Origin of the sequence: Helicobacter sp. NHP19-012 (assembly GCF_019703325.1) — a bacterium.
Lineage (GTDB): Bacteria > Campylobacterota > Campylobacteria > Campylobacterales > Helicobacteraceae > Helicobacter > Helicobacter gastrofelis.
This window is the reverse complement of sequence record NZ_AP024819.1, coordinates 332,836-350,156: the sequence shown is the minus strand read 5'-3', so window position 1 is coordinate 350,156 and position 17,321 is coordinate 332,836. Positions and strand designations below refer to the sequence as shown.

Below are 17,321 nucleotides of genomic sequence, written 5' to 3'. Positions count from 1 at the left end.
TAATAAAGGAGCAAGCATGCAAAATTTGACACAAAGACGAGAGGCAGCCACCCCTAGGGGGATTGGCATTACATGCGATTGGTTTGTGAGTGAGGCACAAAACGCCACGCTCAAAAGCACCGATGGGCGGGAGTTCATCGACTTTGCCGGGGGCATTGCGGTTTTAAATGTGGGGCATAGACACCCTAAGGTGCTAGAGGCGGTTAAAAAACAACTAGAGCACTTCACCCACACCGCCTATCAGGTTACGCCCTATGAAAGCTATATTGAATTAGCCGAAAAGATCAACGCCCTAGCCCCCATTAGTGGCTTGAAGAAGTCTTGCTTTTTCACCACGGGCGGAGAGGCGACTGAAAACGCCGTTAAAATCGCCAAAGGGCACACCAAACGCTACGGCGTGATCGCCTTTGGGGGGGCGTTTCATGGGCGCACTTCTATGGCAGTGAGCATGACGGGCAAGGTTGCGCCCTATAAGGCAGAGATTGGCGTAGGCATGCCCGGGGTCTATCACGGCTACTACCCTAATGAGTTGCACGGGGTGCGTGTGAAGGACGCTTTAAACAGCCTAGAGTTCATTTGTAAATGCTCGATCGCACCTAAAGATGTGGCGGCTGTGGTCTTTGAGCCCGTGCAGGGCGAGGGGGGGTTTAACCCTGCCCCAGCAGAGTTTGTAGAGGGCTTGAGGGCGTTTTGCGACACGCATCAAATCGTGCTGATCGCCGATGAGGTGCAAACGGGTTTTTGCCGCACGGGCAAAACCTTTGCGATGGAGCATTTTAAACCCCAAGCCGACATCATTTGTATGGCTAAAAGCTTGGGCGGAGGCTTGCCGATCTCGGGTGTTGTCGGCAAGGCGGATATCATGGACGCGTTAAGCGTGGGCGGGCTTGGAGGCACTTATGCAGGCAACCCTCTAGCCACCGCTGCGGCTTTAGAGGTGTTAAAAATCATTGAAGAAGAAAAACTCAATGAAAGGGCAGACAAACTAGGGCAACAGCTTAAAAGTAGCCTAAACGCCCTCAAAGAGAAAGAAAACTTCACCCAAATGGCACAAATTAGGGGGCTTGGCTCTATGGTAGCACTAGAACTTTTTGACAAGGGTAAGCCTAGTGCCCAGTTGGCTAAGGCGGTGCAAAAAGAGGCGATGGCGCAAGGGCTCTTGCTCTTAACTTGTGGCACTTACGCCAATGTGATCCGCTTTTTATACCCCTTAACGATCCCCCAAGCGCAATTTGACAAGGCGTTAGAAATCCTAAACAAATCCATTAAAAAGGCACTGGCATGAACTTCTCTTTACTCGATCACCCCTTTGTAAGCCAAACCCACAAAGAGGGCTTTATTCCCGTTACAAACCCAGCGACTTTACAAGAGATCGCCTATGTTAAAAGTGTGAGCCACCAAGAGTTAGAGCAGATTTTACACACCGCCCATAAGGCGCAAAAAGAATGGGCGGGCAAACTCGCCCTAGAGCGTGCAGACATTCTCTTAAAATTACGCGCCCTGCTTTTAGAAAATATAGAGGACTTAGCCCGTATCCTCACGCAAGAAATGGGTAAGCCCCTCAAAGAAGCCCGCACGGAGATCGCCTATGGGGCGAGTTATTTGCGCTGGTTTGCCGAGCAGGCACGGCGCATTGACGGGGACATTTTGCCAAGTGTGGCAAATCAGCAAAAAATCTTGGTTTTAAAACAGCCCATTGGGCTTTGTGCGGCGATCACCCCGTGGAACTTCCCCTCTGGCATGATTGCGCGCAAACTAGCCCCCGCTCTAGCGTGTGGTTGTGCAATGGTGATTAAACCCGCCACACAAACCCCCCTTAGTGCCTATGCTTTAATGGTGTTGGCTAAGAGGGCAGGCGTGCCCGAGGGGGTTTTAAGCGTGGTTACGGGGGAAACTAAAATGCTGGCAAAACTTCTTTGTGAAAGCGAGTTGGTTAGAAAAATTAGTTTCACAGGTTCTACGCAGGTGGGTAAAATCCTAGCCGCCCAAAGTGCGAGCACGCTTAAAAAACTCTCTTTGGAGCTTGGGGGCAATGCGCCTTTTATTGTCTTTGAGGACGCAAACTTAGAAAAGGCAGCTGAGGGGATCATGCTCTCTAAATTTAGAAACAGCGGGCAAACTTGCGTGTGCGCTAACCGCATTTATGTGCAAAAAAGCATTTATAACGAACTGAGCGTGCTTTTAAAAAGCAAAGTGGAGGGCTTGAAACTGGGCAATGGGCTAGAAGAGGGCATTACACAAGGACCGCTCATTGATTCTAGGGCGGTGGCTAAGGTGCAAGAGCACATCACAGACGCGACTAGCAAAGGGGCGCAAGTGATTAGCGGGGGCAAGCCCAGCAGTTTGGGGGCAAGCTTTTTTGAACCCACAATTTTAACGGGGGTTGATCAAAGCATGGCGGTGGCTAAGGAAGAAACCTTTGGTCCGCTCGCCCCCCTCTTTAGCTTTGACACCGAAGAGGAGGTTTTAGCGTGGGCTAATGACACGCAATACGGGCTGGCGGCTTACTTTTACACGCAAAATTTGGCAAGGGTCTTTAGAGTGAGCGAGGCGTTGGAGTATGGCATGGTGGGGGTGAATGCCGGCAACATCTCTACAGAAACCGCCCCCTTTGGCGGGATCAAGCAAAGCGGTGTGGGGCGCGAGGGCTCAAAATATGGCATGGAGGATTATTTAGAGATCAAATATTTGAATGTGCGCTTAGATTAGGGGACTGGGCGGGCTTTGCGCCCGCTTGTTAAGGCTAGAAGTTGATCACATAGTTGGCGTAGAACACCACGCTTCTTTGGAAAGTGATCCCGTTGATATCAACGCTTTTCATACCGGGAGTGGTATCTTTGACAACTGATTTGAAGTAGTAGTTGCGCACTAGGGGGATTTTCATGCCAAACTCGAAACCTTGGTGCTTGCTGATATTCGCCCTAATCCCCCATTGGATAGGGAGTTGGAAATAGCTAAAGTTTGTGCTGGCTTTTGCACTTATCCCTGTCATGCCAGCCATCCCATACATTGCTTCTATTGCCACAAAATCGTTGATGTCTTTAGCTGTGGTTTTTATATTGGATGCCCCTGAGTTGTTCCAAGAGTTGCCTGCAAGTGCAAAGCCGATGAAAAAGCCCACCTGCGTGTCCTCTTTATTGACAAAGTTAAAGAGATAATCCATGCCCGCCCCATAAGCATTGAGGTTATAGCGCGGACCATCAAAGTTGGGGTTGCTGTAGCCGTAGTCGTAATAGGCAAAAAATCTAAGCCCATTGCGCTTACTTCTGCCAAAGAACGCCTTATACCCAAAATTCAAACCAAGCCCATACATATTGCTTTGCCCGTTCGTATAGCTGACACTGGGGGATGGAACGAGATCCGGATTCTGGTAGATGTATCCATAGCCCGTGCTATTATTGGTTGTCTTAACCATGCTGTATTGAAACCCTATAGAAGTGTAGAACCCGTTTTTCTCTGCACTCAAAGGGGCAAAAGAACAAAGGGCTAAAGAGCCAAAGAGGGCTAGAAACTTACTTTTACTTGCTGTTTGCTGTTTGCTGTTTGCTGTTTTTATCATACCATGAACTCCTTTATCAATGTGAAATGAGAAACGAATTTTAACGAAAAAGAAAATAAATTGTCAAGCCTAGTTCCTTAAAATTTTGGAGTCTTTAAAAACATGTTTTGGTAGCCCAAGTGGAGGGCTTTTGTGGCTTTTACCGCTATTTTGGCTTTAGTGTTGTAACATTGCGGTTTTTTTGGGTAAAATTCTACACGCATTTTATCTTTAAGATAAAGGAGAAAACATGGCTTACAAATCCACAACCAAGGCTTTTAGCGTAGAACCCACCCCTTACTCTAAGCGGCTCTTGCAAGTAACCTTTAGCCAAGACACCATCGCAAGCTTTTTAAAAGAGTTGGAGCATTGCCCCGTGCAAGCCCTAGAGTATAAATCCTTTTTGCGCTTTAAATGCGCCCAAATTTTAGACAAACTTTGTAACCAAAAGCTCAAACCCTTTTTAGAACAAGCCTTGAGCGATCGCAAAACCGGCGCACTCTTGGTAAATCCAGAGGGCATAAACTCCGCCAAGCAAGGCGATGACATGGTGAAAATCGCTACGGCGTTTGTGCACCTAATCGGGCGCTCAAACTTCGATCAAATGACCGGGCAGTTTTACGCCCGCTGGGCGGTGGTGAACACGGATAACTCGGATAGCTATCTACGCCAACCCCAAAAGCCCCTAGAACTGCATAATGACGGGACTTTTGTCAATGAGGTTACCGACTATGTGCTGATGTATAAAATTGACGAACAGCACATGCAAGGGGGCGACTCGCAACTCTTACACTTAGATGATTGGGAGGACTTGGCAAAATTCTACCACCACCCGTTGGCTAAAAAAGTCATGCGCTGGTCTGCCCCGCCAAGCAAAAATGTGACTTGCGATGTCTACCACCCCGTGTTTGAAGCCGACAACCACGCTAACCCCGTGATGCTCTACATCGATCAATTCGCCCAGCCCAAAGACTACGAGGAGGGCATTTATTTGGCAGACCTTAGCGACTCGCTAGAAAGCTCCAAAGCCAAGCTCTCCTTTCCTGTGCCTGTGGGGCAATTCTTGCTCATCAACAATTTATTCTGGCTACACGGGCGGGACAAATTCCAGCCCCACCCCGACCTAAGGCGAGAGCTCATGCGCCAAAGGGGGTATTTTTCTTTCACCACCAACCCCTTTAGCCGCTATAAAGACTTCAAAAACTTTTAATGATCTACGATTGCGCCATCATTGGAGGGGGGATTTTGGGCCACTCGGTGGCGATGCAACTTGTAGCCAAATACCCCGATTTTAAGGTCTTGCTTTTAGAAAAGGAAGCACAGAGCGCACTGCACCAAACGGGGCGCAATAGTGGGGTGATCCACGCAGGGGTCTATTACACCCCGGGCAGTTTAAAAGCACGCTTTTGCTATGAGGGCAACAAGGCGACCAAAGCCTTTTGCCAAGAAAACGGGATTAAATACGAGGAGTGCGGCAAGCTCTTAGTTGCCAGCAACGCCCTAGAAATGCAACGCATGCAAGAACTCTTGGAGCGCACTAAAGAGAACGGATTAAAGCGCACCCGTTTAGACGCCAAAGAACTCAAAGAACTAGAACCAAACATTACAGGTCTTGGGGGGATCTTCTTTCCCACAAGTGCCATTGTGAGCTATAAAGAAGTTACCCTAGCGATGGCGAGGCGTTTTAAAGAGCAAGGCGGAGAAATTGCCTACAATGCTGAGGTGGTGGCACTCACAGAACACGCTAGGGGGGTGCAACTGCGCACTAAAAACGCCGTTTATGAGGCAAATTATTTAATCTCTTGTGCCGGCTTGCAGAGCGATCGCATGGTCCAAATGCTGGGGCTAAAGCCAAGTTTCACCATTTGCCCCTTTAGGGGGGAGTATTTTAAACTAGCCCCCAAACACAACCAAATTGTCAAGCATTTAATCTACCCCATTCCCGACCCTAGCATGCCCTTTTTGGGGGTGCATTTGACAAGAATGATCGATGGGAGCGTTACGGTGGGGCCTAATGCTGTGTTGGCACTCAAACGGGAGGGGTATTTAAAGACAGATATAAGCTTGCACGACTTAAAGGAAATGTTTATGCATAAAGGGGTGAGAAAGGTCGTTGCCAAGTATTTAAAACCCGGTTTGGCGGAGTTTAAAAACTCTCTTTGTAAAAAAAGTTATTTGGGCTTGGTGCAAAAGTATTGCCCGAGCCTAAGGCTAGAGGATTTAAACCCCCACCCTGCGGGTGTGCGCGCCCAAGCGGTGAGCGAGTTAGGGGAACTCATTGAGGACTTTTTATTTTGCAATAGCGCTAGAAGTGTCAATGTCTGCAACGCCCCAAGCCCGGCCGCCACTTCAGCTATCCCCATTGGCAAACATATTTTAGAGCAACTAGAGGGGGTGATGAGGTAGGGGGTAAAAGCAGATCATCCCCTTGCTTCTTTCTTGTATTTTTACATCTCTTGCAAAAGACCAACCCCCCTTGATAAAACAAGGGGTTTTTTGGGAGGACTACTTGTTTCCCCCAAATGCTCCCAAGATAGCCCCCACACCTGCACCTATGGTTGTGCCAACAACGGGAATCATAGAACCTAACATTGCTCCAGTCACTGCACCACTTAAAGCATCTTCAACACCCATTCTGTTATCCTTCTTTCTTCTTGCCTAAAGCCATCAAGCCACCTAAAGCAGCCCCTACCCCTGCGCCTATGGTCGTGCCTACAATGGGGATCATAGAGCCCAACACTGCCCCCGTTGCCGCTCCCGTGAGCATGGGGTTACCACTGCTTGCGACACTAGCCATTTTTTCAATTTGATTGATATTGAGCTTTGCCATCTCTCCTCCTAATCCAACATCTTGACCGCTTCTTGATAAAGCATGAAGTTTTTCACCACCCAGTCTTTGAATTGATCCACTTTGTGGGTGGGAACACCCATCTCTTTAGCATAAGAGTAAATGGTGTCTCTCTCATTGTCATGCCAACGGCTATCGGCTAAAGCCACAGAGACCAACTCTAACAGCGTGGCGTGTTTGGCGTGGTTTGTGGTGAAGATCTGCCCTAAAGTGTTTACGGGCACTTCCTTTTCACTAATGCCATATTCACATTGTTTTTTAATCACATCTAAAGCCCCTAGTTGCAATTCGTGCAACACCCCATCGGCTTCAATGACCTTTCTTGCCAAAAACAAGAACACTTGTTGTTGCTCTACGCTTAAATCTTGGATAAACATGTTTGCTCCTTTGTTTTAAAATTTTATGCCCACTGACCTGAACCCCTAGCCTCTACGGCTATGGTGTTCGCCTTAACATCCCAAGAGCTGTTATCTGGGGGATTACACTCAGAACACACGGGCACAATCCACCAACTGCGCTCTTCATCCAAATACACATGCGCACCTCGATCGGCTTTATTGGGACAACCATAGATGCAACATTTTGGGCTTGATTGACCGGCTTCTTCCTTCCAAAAGTCTATCCATGACCTATTAAACTTAGGTCTGTGATCACTCGTGTTGCGGATATGCGTGATGTAATTAAAGGTCCTCTTTCCCAAACTAACTCCTTTCCAAAAAAATTAAAAGACAAAGGCATTTTAACGAGAGAGAGAGAGAGAGAGTCAAGAGGGTTTTAAAAACATGGGCTTAAACACATAAAAAAGAGGTATATTTGTAACACTAAAGAGCAAACACCATTTGCTGTAAACAAAATTTAGATAGGTTAGACTTGGTTAAGCAAGCCATACTAAAAGCGATCACATAGTTAACAACACTGAAAAGTTGCACTTAGGGTGCTGTTTATGTGTTGTTGGCAATTTTATAATCTTAATCAGCAGTTTGTTGAACTTTTTATAATCATTAGTTTCACTATAAATTGTTTAGACCATTCACCAAGTATTGCCACCGCTCATAACATTTTCAAATGGGTTAAAGCAGTGCTACTAGAACTAGCTTAGCGTGGGCTTTTAGTTTTGTTAGCTATATTGAGGCATTGAAGCTCCACTATTCACCATTTCTACAAGAGAGCCGTAGATATTTAAAATGAAATAAATCGCATACCATGCTCTGCTATGCTATAATAGCCACCCTTTATCAGTATGGCTAGCAATAGGCGGTGCACTTGCATAGAATCTTTGGCATGATTGTAGGTAGCTATGTGCTTTTAGCCCTTGTGGGGGCGTTTTTGCTAAATTTAGCCCCCATGCATACAAAGCCCGTTGCTTTTTTAGATTTATTTTTTACCTCCACTTCCGCTGTATGTCTAACGGGACTCATCACGGCTAACCCGGCGACAGATTTTAGTGTTTATGGACAAGCGGTGCTTTTGGGGCTCATTCAAGCGGGGGGTTTTGGTTACATGGGGTTGGCAGGGTTTTTGTTCTTGCTTTTAGGTAAGAAAATGGGCTTTAAGAGCCGTTTAATGCTTAAGGAGTCGCTAGATTACCCTAATATGCAAGGCGTGATTTTATATTTAAAAAAAATCTTTCTCTTCACTTTAGCGATTGAGTTTGTGGGGGCTGTGCTTTTGAGTGCGTGTTTTGCCACGAGTTTGCCCCTAAAACGTGCACTTTGGGCTGGGGTGTTCCATTCAATCTCTGCTTTTAACAACGCCGGTTTTAGTATTTTTGCCTCTAATTTGGTGGAGTATCAAACAAACACCCCGATCAACCTCATCATTTGCACCCTCATCATCTTAGGCGGTTTGGGCTTTTTAGTCTTAAGCGAGTGCTACAATTATCCTAAGCAAGCCCGACTGAGCATACATACCCGCATTGTGCTGTGGGCGACTTTGGGCTGTATTGTGCTAGGAATGGTTGTGGTGTTGCTCTTTGAGTGGGACAACCCTAAGAGCATGGGGAATTTGAGCAGTTTTTCTAAGGTGATGGCGGCGTTTTTTCTCTCTGTAAATTTACGCACAGCGGGCTTCAATACCATTGATTTAGCCGGTTTGCATGACCAAAGCCTGTTTTTTTGCTCCTTGCTCATGGTAATTGGGGCAGCACCAGGGAGCACAGCGGGGGGGATTAAAATCACCACTTTAACTTTGCTCTTGGCCTACGCCTACCACGCCCTAAAAGGACAGGAAGTCGTGCTTTTTAAGCGCACAATCCCTCAAAGTATCCTCAAAAAATCTTTTTTAATTTTCATCATCGCTATGTTTTACATCACCGCCTCCACCATGCTTTTGAGCGCCACAGATGATCGTAAAAACCAGTTCTTCTTGCATTTATTCTTTGAAGTGTGTTCGGCGTTTGGCACGGTGGGGGCGAGCACAGGCAATGGGGGCGATCTCTCTTTAGTGGCTAGGTTTAGTGATTTTGGCAAGTTGTATTTAATGGTTTTAATGTTTATGGGGCGGGTAGGCGTGCTGGTCTTTAGCATAGCATTAGTGGGTAAAAGCAAAACCTACCATGTTCGTTATCCCGAGGAAGAGGTGGTTTTATGAAAACTTATGCGGTTTTAGGTTTGGGTAAATTTGGGGCACATGTCGCACGGGGTTTGATTGACAATGGGGAGCAGATCATTGCCGCCGATGTGAGCGAAGAGCGGGTAAAAGTCTTTAAAAGCATGTGTGATAATTTATTCATTTTAGACACCACAGATACCATAGCCCTCAAAGAAACGGGGATTAATGAAGCCGACATTGCAATAGTGAGCATCGGACAAAATGTTGAAGCGTCCATTTTAACCGTGATGGCACTGAAAGAAAGCGGGGTTAAAGAGGTCATTGCCAAGGCTTCTACCCTCATCCATGGCAAAATCCTCTCCAAAATCGGCACAGATCGCGTGATTTACCCCGAGAGAGATGCGGCTAAAAGGCTGGTTAGAGGGCTTAGTCTAAACCCCCATTTAGATATCGTAGAGATCACCACGCACATGCGCCTTGTGCGTCTACTCATCACCCCCGAGCACGCCCAAAGAACCTTGCAAGACTTCTTAGACACTTCTAAGGCGGATTTAAAGGTCGTGGCACTCAAGCACGGAGTGCAGTGGGATTATCAAATCCCTATGAGCACGCTCTTAGTCGAGGGGGACATTTTGCTCTTAATTGGCATGGCTAAGGAAGTGGATGTCCTTTTAGCTAGCAAGCCTAAAGACTAATTCGTGTCAGGATGTCGAGTGCCCCTTTTTCAATAAAGCGTTCTAAGAGAAGTTGTAAGAGTTCATCGACTTCGTGTATGCTACCCACAATCCTCTCCTCAACAACTTGACTTGCGTCCAAAAGACCCACAATGGCACGCATTTCTAAGACCTCCCCCTTTAAGGATGCATGCACACCTAAAGGCACCTGACAACCCCCATTAAGTCTAGCAATAAATGCTCTCTCTAGTCCGCATAAAAGTGCACTTTTAGGGTCGTTAAGCTGTGTGATTGTGGCAAAGAGTGGATGGTCGCTACACATCTCTACGCCTAGTGCCCCCTGACCCATGCACGGGAGCATTTGCTTAAAACTCAAGGGCACGCAGTAGGGCATGCGTATCTGTAAGCGTTCCACTCCTGCATAGGCTAAGATGATCGCATCAAATGCCCCCTCTTGCAGGCGTTGCAAGCGGGTTTGGATATTGCCCCTAAGACTTAGGGTGTCTAAATCGGGGCGCAGTCTCTTTAGCTGCATGCAACGGCGCAAGGAAGTTGTGCCGACCTTTGCCCCCAAAGGCAAATCCTCTAAAGAGGGGTAGTGCATACTTAAAAAGCAATCCCTAGAGTCCACACGCTTACTCACACAAGCCAGACTCAAAGGTGGGATTAAATCTACGGGGACATCCTTAAGCGAGTGCACGGCTAAGTCTAAAGCCCCCACCAACAAAAGCTCTTCCAACTCCTTAGTAAATAGCCCCTTGCCCCCGATTTTAGCCAAAGGGACATCTAGGATTTTATCCCCCTTGGTTTTGACGACCTCAATACGGCTTTTTAAGCCCAAATTATCTAATTGCGTTTGTATATGGCGGGCTTGCCACAAGGCTAGCTGACTGCCCCGACTCCCGATCACAAGTTCCTTCATTTTTTCTTATCGCTCACTTCCACATCAATGATTTCGGGCCCATCGGGGTCAAGTGGGGGCTCTTTCTTGCGCACGCTCGCCACCAAGAGTAAGAGCAAGCCGAAAATGTCGCACAACACCCCGGGTAAGAGCAGCAACACCCCACCCACCGAGCGCAAAAACACCCCCTCAGCCCACGATAGGGGGTTTAGCCGCTCACTAACAAGCTCGCTTAGGTTATGAAACGGACTTTTTAAAAGCACCACGCCCCCTAACAATGCGCTCGCTGCCACCTCAAGCAAAAAGGCAAAGACCCCGAAGCGATCCACCACCTGCACCACTAAGTAAACTTCAAAGACCAAGTAACCAAGCCCAAGCAAGAACACAAAGGGCATTACGCACCCTTAAAGAAGTCCAAGACCTCTTGTTTTGTCATCTCAAGCTTACTCAAACCTTGTCTTTTCACAAGCTCAAACACCCCCTCTTTAGCCTTGTTGCCCACAATGAGCGCATAAGAGCAGCCGATCAGCTCAAAATCCGCCATTTTCGCTCCAAAACGCTCGGCTCTATCATCTAGTAACACCTCTACATTAGCGTCTAAAAGGGCAGTGTATAACTCTTCGCCTAGGGCGTTTAATGCGTTGTCTTTAGTGTTTGCCACCACAAGCACGACTTTAAAGGGGGCGGTGGTTTCACTCCACACACAGCCCCTTTCATCAGCATTTTGTTCTAAAATGGCGGCGAGCAAGCGGCTCACCCCGATCCCATAGCAACCCATTTCAAAGCAACACGCACGCCCCTCTTGGTCCAAAAACTGCGCCCCCAAACTCTTGGAGTATTTATCTCCGAGTTTAAAAATATGCCCCACTTCTATGCTCTTGTGGTGTTCTAAAACACCCCCGCACTCAGCGCACGCCTGCCCCGCTTTGGCTGTGGCAATGTCCTTGTAATCTAACCCACTAAAGCTAGACAAATCCACACCCACAAAGTGCGCCCCCTCTTCATTTGCCCCACACACTAGGCTATCTGCCTCGCTTAAGTCGGTGTCAAAGAACACAAGGGCGTTAGGCACAAGGTGCTTTAGCCCATAGGGACCGATGTAGCCGGCAAAAAGCCCGTATTTTTTTAGCTCTGCGCCCTCAATGTCCTCTAAACTTAAAGCGGGCACTTGGCTTTTACACGCATTTAAAGCCTTGGTTTCCTCTAGGCTGTCATCGCCCCTCACAAAAAACACCGCAAGTTGGCTCTCGTTATTTTCCAAGAGAACTTTTTTCACCACTGCTTTTAAGATGAAAAAGGGTTCTACTTTTAAATATGCGCTCACCGCTTCAATGTTGGGGGTGTTGGGGGTGGGGAATTTGGCAAAGGCAGCCTGTGGGACATTGTCCGGCTCTGCCCTCTTTGCTCTCTTGGCGACCTCTACATTTGCCACATAAGCGCAGCTTGCGCAAGCCACTAAAGTGTCCTCCCCACAGGGAGCTAAGAGCACAAACTCCCTACTCTTGCTGCCCCCAATCGCCCCGCTATCCGCCTCCACCGCGCGCACCTTTAAGCCTAAGCACTCAAAGATTTCATTATAGGCGGCTTGCATGTTTAAAAACTCTCGATCTAGGTCGGCGCTATCTATATGGAAACTGTAGCCATCTTTCATGATGAACTCTCTAGCGCGCATGAGCCCAAAACGGGGGCGGATTTCATCTCTAAATTTGGTGTGGATTTGGTAGAGGTGCAGGGGGAGTTGTTTATAACTTTTGATGTGGGCTTTGGCGATTTCCACTGCCACTTCTTCGTGCGTGGGGCCGAGCACAAAGTCGTTATCCTTGCGGTCTTTAAAGGCTAAAAGTTCCTTGCCATACTTGCCAAAGCGCCCGCTCTCTTGCCATAAAGTCGCCGGGGTTACAAAGTTAAACAAACAACTTTGCGCCCCATGCGCTTGCATGACCTCATCTATGACATTGAGAATCTTTTTAAGCACCCTTTGGGCTAGGGGCAAAAAACTATACACCCCACTGCCGATTTGCTGGATGTAGCCGGCTTGCACCAAGAATTGATGGCTTTTTAGCACCGCATCCTTGGGGGGTTCTTTTAAAGTGGGGGCAAAGAGTTTAGAGTAGCGCATTAAAGTCCTTTAGAGTGTTCACAGCGGTAGGCGTTTAAAAACAGCGGATCGCCCCCTAAGTTGAAAAGGGATTTTAAAGACTCGCCGAGCATGTCGCCCTCTTCCTTGTGGGCGTTTTTCTTTAGGGTGGCGGTGGGCTGGTGTAAAAAGGTGTTGAAAGCGTTGTGTAGGATTTTGGCGACATTGTCTTGCAGCTCGGGGGGGATGTAGCCCTTTTTCACCGCTTTATTCAGTTCTTTTAAGGCGGCTTGTTTGGCTAGCTCTCTTAGCCCCTTAATGAGCGGGTCTAACTCTAAGGTCTGTAGCCACGCAAAGAATTGTGCCGTGTCCTCGGCGATGAGGGCATGCGCTTTGGCGGTGTCCCTTTGGCGTTTTTCTAAATTGTCAGCGATGACCCCTTTTAAGTCGTCCACGCTGTAAAGCCAAATATTAGGGTCTTTGGGGTCTTGTATATCTCTTGGCACAGCTAAATCAAACCAAAAGCGCCTAAAAGGCGTGGGTTGCACCATATCAGGCGTGATTAGGGGGTTTGGAGAGTGGGTTGCGCTGAAACAAAAGGGGTGGGTGTTGATGTGTTCTTTTAAATTCTCTAGGCTGTCAATGCAAATATTGGGCTCGTTTAGGGTGGTTATGAAATTTTGGGCGTTTTCAGTATGGCGGTTGCATAAAAGCACTTCAAAGCCCTTAGCGATGAGGTGCTTACACACAAGTTGCCCCATTTGCCCCACGCCCACCACCACCGCCTTTTTAGGCAAATCCTCGCTCTCCAGCACCTCTAGGGCTTGCTTGACCGCCATAGAAGCAATGGACACGACTTGCGCAGAGATGGCGGTAACGCTTCTAACTCGCCCCGCACATTTAAAGGCAAAATGCACCAAACGGCTTAAATGTTTGCCGCAAAGTTTAGCCTCAAAACACGCCTTATACGCTTCTTTGAGCTGCCCCGTGATTTGCGTTTCGCCCACCACGAGACTATCAAGGCTGCTTGCCACGCTAAAGCTGTGATAAACCGCCTCTGTGTGGGTGTATTGCGTACTCTTTTCTTGCAAAAGGGTGAGGGGTAAGCTCTTGGCGTGCGCGAGTGCCTGCAAAACCACGCTAAAATCCACCGTCCCATAGCAGTAAAATTCCACCCGATTACAGGTGCAAAGCCCGATGATTTCCTTGAGGCTTGGCTGTTGGTGCTTTAAATCCTGCAAAAAGTGCAGCAAGGCGGCGTTGTCTTTAAAAGCCAACTGCTCGCGCAACTCAATGGGTAGGCGTTTATGCGTGAAACTGAGGACACTATAATACGGATCCACTCTAGCCCCCTAAAATTGTCTTTCCAAAACCTGCAAAGCCATTGCCTCTAGGGCTTGGTTGTTCTCGCCCCTAATCGCCTCTAGGGCTTTTTGGGTGTAGGCTTTGGCCTCTTGCAAAGTGGCTTGGATGATGTTATGTTCTTTAAATTTTTCACTGCACCACAGCTTTGCCTCTTCTTTGGGGCTTTTAAAATACCCCCTTAAAATGCCCTGCTCTGCGGGGCTTAGGCGTTGGTGCAAAAGGATATAGGGCAGGGTGCTCTTGCCCTCTTTAAAGTCACTAAAAGCAGGCTTACCCAGCACCTCTTTAGGTTGTGTGATGTCGAGCAAGTCGTCAATGATTTGAAAGGCGATGCCAAAGTTGTGCCCAAAGGCGGCGTATTTTTTAAAGTCCAAGCCCGCTAAAAGGGCTGCCCCCCCACTGCTTGCCACAATCAGGGCTGCGCTCTTGTCGGCGACCATGTCGATGTAAAAATCTTGGCTGGGGTTAAAGCCTTGCGCCATTTGGGTGTCTTTGATTTCGCCCCTAGAGAGGGCCACCACGCTTTGGGCGACCACCTCTATGATGGGTTTGGCAAAGTCGGCTAAGGCACAAAAAGCCTTGGAGTAGAAAATGTCGCCGAGCATGATGGCGTTTGTGTTGCCAAAGGCGTGGTTTAGCGACTCGTGTCCGCGCCTTGTGGCAGCGTGGTCGATGACATCATCGTGGAGCAGGGAGGCGGTTTGGATCATTTCTATGATGGCGCAAAAATCCACGAGCTTAGGGTGTTTGGCGCAAATGGTTAAAATCAAACGGCTTCTTAGCATTTTACCCATGCCTAAGTTCTGTGCCATGCGTAAGACTTGTGGGCTACCCACCTCTTCTAAATATGCTTCGATCTTGGCTTGTATGCGCTCTAACATTAAGGTTCGATCCATTTAAGTTGGGAAGATGCTTTCACCCTCAAGGTCGCCGCCCCCTCTTTGTCGTTGAAGTTTTTAAAGGTTACCAAAAAATAGGGATGTTCGTAATTGCCGCTGATCTTTTGCTCTGCGCTATTCTCTTTAAAAATATCCGCTCTAAAGGTGTTGCGTTGTAAATCCTTGTATAAAATGAATTGATAGGGGAAGTGGTTTAACTTTAAATGCACCACTAACCCGTGATCTTTAAAAAGAGTCCAGCGCAAACTTAGGGGCTTTTTAAATTTATTTAGTTGCAACTTTCCACTAAAAACCTCGTCTTTTTTAAGCGTGAGTGTGCGATCTAGCGGTTTAGCATATAATATAGGGGCTAGGAGCAACACGAACCAAAGCCTATTCATGCCCACTAAGGACGGCTGCCATGGATTGTATGGCTAAATCCACCTTTTTAGCGTGCACTTTTTCTTGCAAGTTGGGATCAAATCTCAGCTGTTTTAACAACGCCTCAAACTTATCCTCCAAGCCTTCTTGTTCTAAAAAGAGTGTGCCTAAAGCCTGCCACTCTAAAAACCGCTCCAATTCCTCAAAAGAACGCTTGGGACTGGCGTGCAGTAGGATTTCCCCCCACTTTTCAAGGGGGTCGCCCTCCAAAACCTCTAAACCTTGGTCTTGATCCTGTAGCATTAAGCTAGACTAGCCTTCAACATCCATACAGATTTTTGCAATTTAGCAAGCTGTTCGTCGGCGTAGGCGGCGGTGACTTTATCGCCCGCTTCATCGGCAAATTCCGAGAGTTGGGTAAAGTGTTTTTCCAAATGCTCGTAGTCGTGCAAAACGGCTTCAAACACTTCTTTAGAGTGGAAACTGTGCTTGCTCTCCTCTTTAATGTGGGCGACTTTCAACGCCTCGGCAAGGGTTACCACGGGGACATGCCCTAGTTGGGCCACCCTTTCGGCCAAATCGTCAAACATGTCGGCAAACTCTTCGTACACGGCTTGCGTGAATTTATGCACGGCGTGGAAGTCATGCCCTTTCACATTCCAATGGAAATTGTGTAACTTCATGAACAAAACAATGCTGTCGGCTTGAAGTTGTCTTAGTAGATCAAGTGTCTTTGTTTTCATAAACTCCCTTTTTTTATAGTTTTTTGCTCACTAGTCTTAAAAAACTAGCTGCCCATTTTAGCCTAAAAATGGTTAACGCAAACTTTTGGCCGCGCAACGCTAAGGATTTTTAAATGAAATTAGTTTACAATGGCGGCTTTACACGCCTTAGCACACCCCACAATAGGTGGAGCACAAACGAAGGTTTAAACCATGCTCTCTAAATTTTTTCTAAAATCCATGTTTAAGAAATGGCAAAATGGGGATTACCGCGTGGTGTTTTGGGACAAAGAAGTCTACCAAAACGGCACCAAAACCCCACAATTCACCATAAAAATCAACCGCCCCCTAAAAATGAGCGACATTAAAAAGGACATGTCCTTAACCATTGCCGAAGCCTACATGGACGGGCTGATCGACATTGAGGGCTCGATGGATGCCGTGATGCGGGTGCTGTATTTACAGACAAACTATGACCATTTGCACAAACACGACAACGCTACACCCATCCAACCCGCAGACAAAGAAAAATCAAATATTGAAAGCCACTATGATTTAGGCAATGAATTTTACGCCCTATGGCTAGACGAAACCTTAAGCTACTCTTGCGCTTACTTTAAAAAAGAGAGCGACACTTTGTACCAAGCCCAATTGCAAAAGTTAGATCACACCTTAAAAAAATTAGACCTCAAGCAGGGCGAAAAACTTTTAGACATTGGCTGTGGTTGGGGTTATCTCTCCATTCGGGCAGCGCAAGAATACAATGTGGAAGTGATGGGAATCACCATCTCTGAAGAGCAATTTAAGCAGGCGAGCCAACGGGTGAAGGATTTAGGATTGTCCGATCGGGTTACGATCAAGCTGTTAAATTACCAAGATTTGGACGGCTTGCATTACCGCTTTGATAAAGTGGTGAGTGTCGGGATGTTCGAGCATGTCGGCAAGGCGAATCTGCCCTTTTACTTTAAAAAAGTCAAGGAAGTGCTGAAAGTGGGGGGCATGTTCTTACTGCACTCCATTTTATGTTGCTTTGAGGGCACCACCAACGCATGGATTGATAAATACATTTTTCCCGGCGGGTATCTGCCCTCTTTGCGTGAAGTGATTTCTGTTGCCAGTGAAAGCGATTTTCACTTAGTCTTAGCCGAGAGTTTACGCTTACACTACGCCAAAACTCTGGACCTTTGGTATAAAAACTTTTGCGATAAACAAGAGCAAATCTCCCAAATGTATGATGCCCGCTTCATCCGTATGTGGTCGCTCTACTTAAACAGCTGCGCCTCCGCCTTTAGGGTAGGTAGTGTTGATCTTTACCAACTGCTTTTAACCAACAGTGTAGACAACACCATTCCCTTGACAAACGCCTATATTTACCAGTAAATCAGTA

At 47.3% G+C, this 17,321-nt stretch carries 20 protein-coding genes; 7 read left to right on the top strand and 13 right to left on the bottom strand.

The window, feature by feature from the left end; all coding sequences use genetic code 11:
• Window positions 1-16 precede the first annotated feature (16 nt).
• Entirely contained in the window at window positions 17-1,285 is a 1,269-nt protein-coding gene (gabT, locus tag K6J74_RS01765) for a 4-aminobutyrate--2-oxoglutarate transaminase (RefSeq protein ID WP_221272208.1), read from the top strand.
• Window positions 1,282-2,709, top strand: coding sequence for an NAD-dependent succinate-semialdehyde dehydrogenase (locus K6J74_RS01760; protein ID WP_221272207.1), 1,428 nt, complete (start codon window positions 1,282-1,284; stop codon window positions 2,707-2,709). Before gabT ends, K6J74_RS01760 begins: the two co-directional genes overlap by 4 nt.
• A gap of 34 nt (window positions 2,710-2,743) precedes the next feature.
• On the opposite strand, the gene K6J74_RS01755 is transcribed toward K6J74_RS01760, so the two are convergent.
• Complete coding sequence (locus tag K6J74_RS01755) at window positions 2,744-3,559, bottom strand: outer membrane protein (RefSeq protein ID WP_221272206.1); 816 nt, start codon at window positions 3,557-3,559, stop codon at window positions 2,744-2,746.
• Window positions 3,560-3,788: 229 nt separating this feature from the next.
• On the opposite strand from K6J74_RS01755, the gene glaH reads away from it, so the two are divergent.
• Both glaH and lhgO read left to right on the top strand, forming a co-directional pair.
• The gene (glaH, locus tag K6J74_RS01750; RefSeq protein WP_221272205.1) at window positions 3,789-4,748 is read left to right on the top strand and encodes a glutarate dioxygenase GlaH; all 960 of its coding nucleotides are present in this window, start codon (window positions 3,789-3,791) and stop codon (window positions 4,746-4,748) included.
• The gene (lhgO, locus tag K6J74_RS01745; RefSeq protein WP_260321639.1) at window positions 4,748-5,944 is read left to right on the top strand and encodes an L-2-hydroxyglutarate oxidase; all 1,197 of its coding nucleotides are present in this window, start codon (window positions 4,748-4,750) and stop codon (window positions 5,942-5,944) included. Before glaH ends, lhgO begins: the two co-directional genes overlap by 1 nt.
• 99 nt (window positions 5,945-6,043) lie before the next feature.
• Here lhgO and K6J74_RS08965 read toward each other — a convergent pair whose 3' ends face one another.
• Genes K6J74_RS08965 through K6J74_RS01730 form a run of 4 tightly spaced genes read right to left on the bottom strand, consistent with a single transcriptional unit; the run spans window position 6,044 to window position 7,086 of the window.
• Window positions 6,044-6,118, bottom strand: coding sequence for a hypothetical protein (locus K6J74_RS08965; protein ID WP_430886786.1), 75 nt, complete (start codon window positions 6,116-6,118; stop codon window positions 6,044-6,046).
• Between the two features lie 58 nt (window positions 6,119-6,176).
• Entirely contained in the window at window positions 6,177-6,368 is a 192-nt protein-coding gene (locus K6J74_RS01740; protein WP_221272204.1) for a glycine zipper domain-containing protein, read from the bottom strand.
• An 8-nt stretch (window positions 6,369-6,376) separates the two neighbouring features.
• The gene (locus tag K6J74_RS01735) at window positions 6,377-6,763 is read right to left on the bottom strand and encodes a molecular chaperone DnaJ (protein WP_221272203.1); all 387 of its coding nucleotides are present in this window, start codon (window positions 6,761-6,763) and stop codon (window positions 6,377-6,379) included.
• Between the two features lie 23 nt (window positions 6,764-6,786).
• Complete coding sequence (locus K6J74_RS01730) at window positions 6,787-7,086, bottom strand: hypothetical protein (RefSeq protein ID WP_221272202.1); 300 nt, start codon at window positions 7,084-7,086, stop codon at window positions 6,787-6,789.
• Between the two features lie 563 nt (window positions 7,087-7,649).
• On the opposite strand from K6J74_RS01730, the gene K6J74_RS01725 reads away from it, so the two are divergent.
• Window positions 7,650-8,975 carry a TrkH family potassium uptake protein gene (locus K6J74_RS01725; protein WP_221272201.1) on the top strand — a complete coding sequence of 442 codons (1,326 nt, stop codon included), beginning with the start codon at window positions 7,650-7,652 and terminating at the stop codon, window positions 8,973-8,975.
• Window positions 8,972-9,631 (top strand): potassium channel family protein, encoded by a 660-nt coding sequence (locus K6J74_RS01720; protein WP_221272200.1) that lies wholly within the window; start codon window positions 8,972-8,974, stop codon window positions 9,629-9,631. The genes K6J74_RS01725 and K6J74_RS01720 overlap by 4 nt, the downstream gene beginning before the upstream one ends.
• Here the strand turns inward: K6J74_RS01720 and hemC are convergent.
• From hemC to K6J74_RS01680, 8 genes are read right to left on the bottom strand one after another with little or no spacing between them, the layout of a single operon-like run.
• The gene (hemC, locus tag K6J74_RS01715; RefSeq protein ID WP_221272199.1) at window positions 9,621-10,532 is read right to left on the bottom strand and encodes a hydroxymethylbilane synthase; all 912 of its coding nucleotides are present in this window, start codon (window positions 10,530-10,532) and stop codon (window positions 9,621-9,623) included. The two genes, K6J74_RS01720 and hemC, sit on opposite strands and share 11 nt — an antisense overlap.
• On the bottom strand, window positions 10,529-10,906 hold the full coding sequence (locus K6J74_RS01710) for an FxsA family protein (RefSeq protein ID WP_221272198.1): 378 nt from the start codon (window positions 10,904-10,906) through the stop codon (window positions 10,529-10,531). Before K6J74_RS01710 ends, hemC begins: the two co-directional genes overlap by 4 nt.
• Entirely contained in the window at window positions 10,906-12,630 is a 1,725-nt protein-coding gene (locus K6J74_RS01705) for a proline--tRNA ligase (RefSeq protein WP_221272197.1), read from the bottom strand. Before K6J74_RS01705 ends, K6J74_RS01710 begins: the two co-directional genes overlap by 1 nt.
• Window positions 12,630-13,931 (bottom strand): glutamyl-tRNA reductase, encoded by a 1,302-nt coding sequence (hemA, locus tag K6J74_RS01700; RefSeq protein ID WP_221272196.1) that lies wholly within the window; start codon window positions 13,929-13,931, stop codon window positions 12,630-12,632. Before hemA ends, K6J74_RS01705 begins: the two co-directional genes overlap by 1 nt.
• Window positions 13,932-13,940: 9 nt before the next feature.
• Complete coding sequence (locus tag K6J74_RS01695) at window positions 13,941-14,834, bottom strand: polyprenyl synthetase family protein (RefSeq protein WP_221272549.1); 894 nt, start codon at window positions 14,832-14,834, stop codon at window positions 13,941-13,943.
• Entirely contained in the window at window positions 14,834-15,232 is a 399-nt protein-coding gene (locus K6J74_RS01690; protein WP_221272195.1) for a hypothetical protein, read from the bottom strand. The genes K6J74_RS01695 and K6J74_RS01690 overlap by 1 nt, the downstream gene beginning before the upstream one ends.
• Window positions 15,225-15,515, bottom strand: coding sequence for a DUF2018 family protein (locus tag K6J74_RS01685; protein WP_221272194.1), 291 nt, complete (start codon window positions 15,513-15,515; stop codon window positions 15,225-15,227). The genes K6J74_RS01690 and K6J74_RS01685 overlap by 8 nt, the downstream gene beginning before the upstream one ends.
• The gene (locus tag K6J74_RS01680; RefSeq protein WP_221272193.1) at window positions 15,515-15,955 is read right to left on the bottom strand and encodes a Dps family protein; all 441 of its coding nucleotides are present in this window, start codon (window positions 15,953-15,955) and stop codon (window positions 15,515-15,517) included. Before K6J74_RS01680 ends, K6J74_RS01685 begins: the two co-directional genes overlap by 1 nt.
• Before the next feature lie 192 nt (window positions 15,956-16,147).
• Between K6J74_RS01680 and K6J74_RS01675 the strand changes: the two genes are divergently transcribed.
• Complete coding sequence (locus tag K6J74_RS01675; RefSeq protein ID WP_221272192.1) at window positions 16,148-17,314, top strand: class I SAM-dependent methyltransferase; 1,167 nt, start codon at window positions 16,148-16,150, stop codon at window positions 17,312-17,314.
• Window positions 17,315-17,321: the final 7 nt, after the last annotated feature.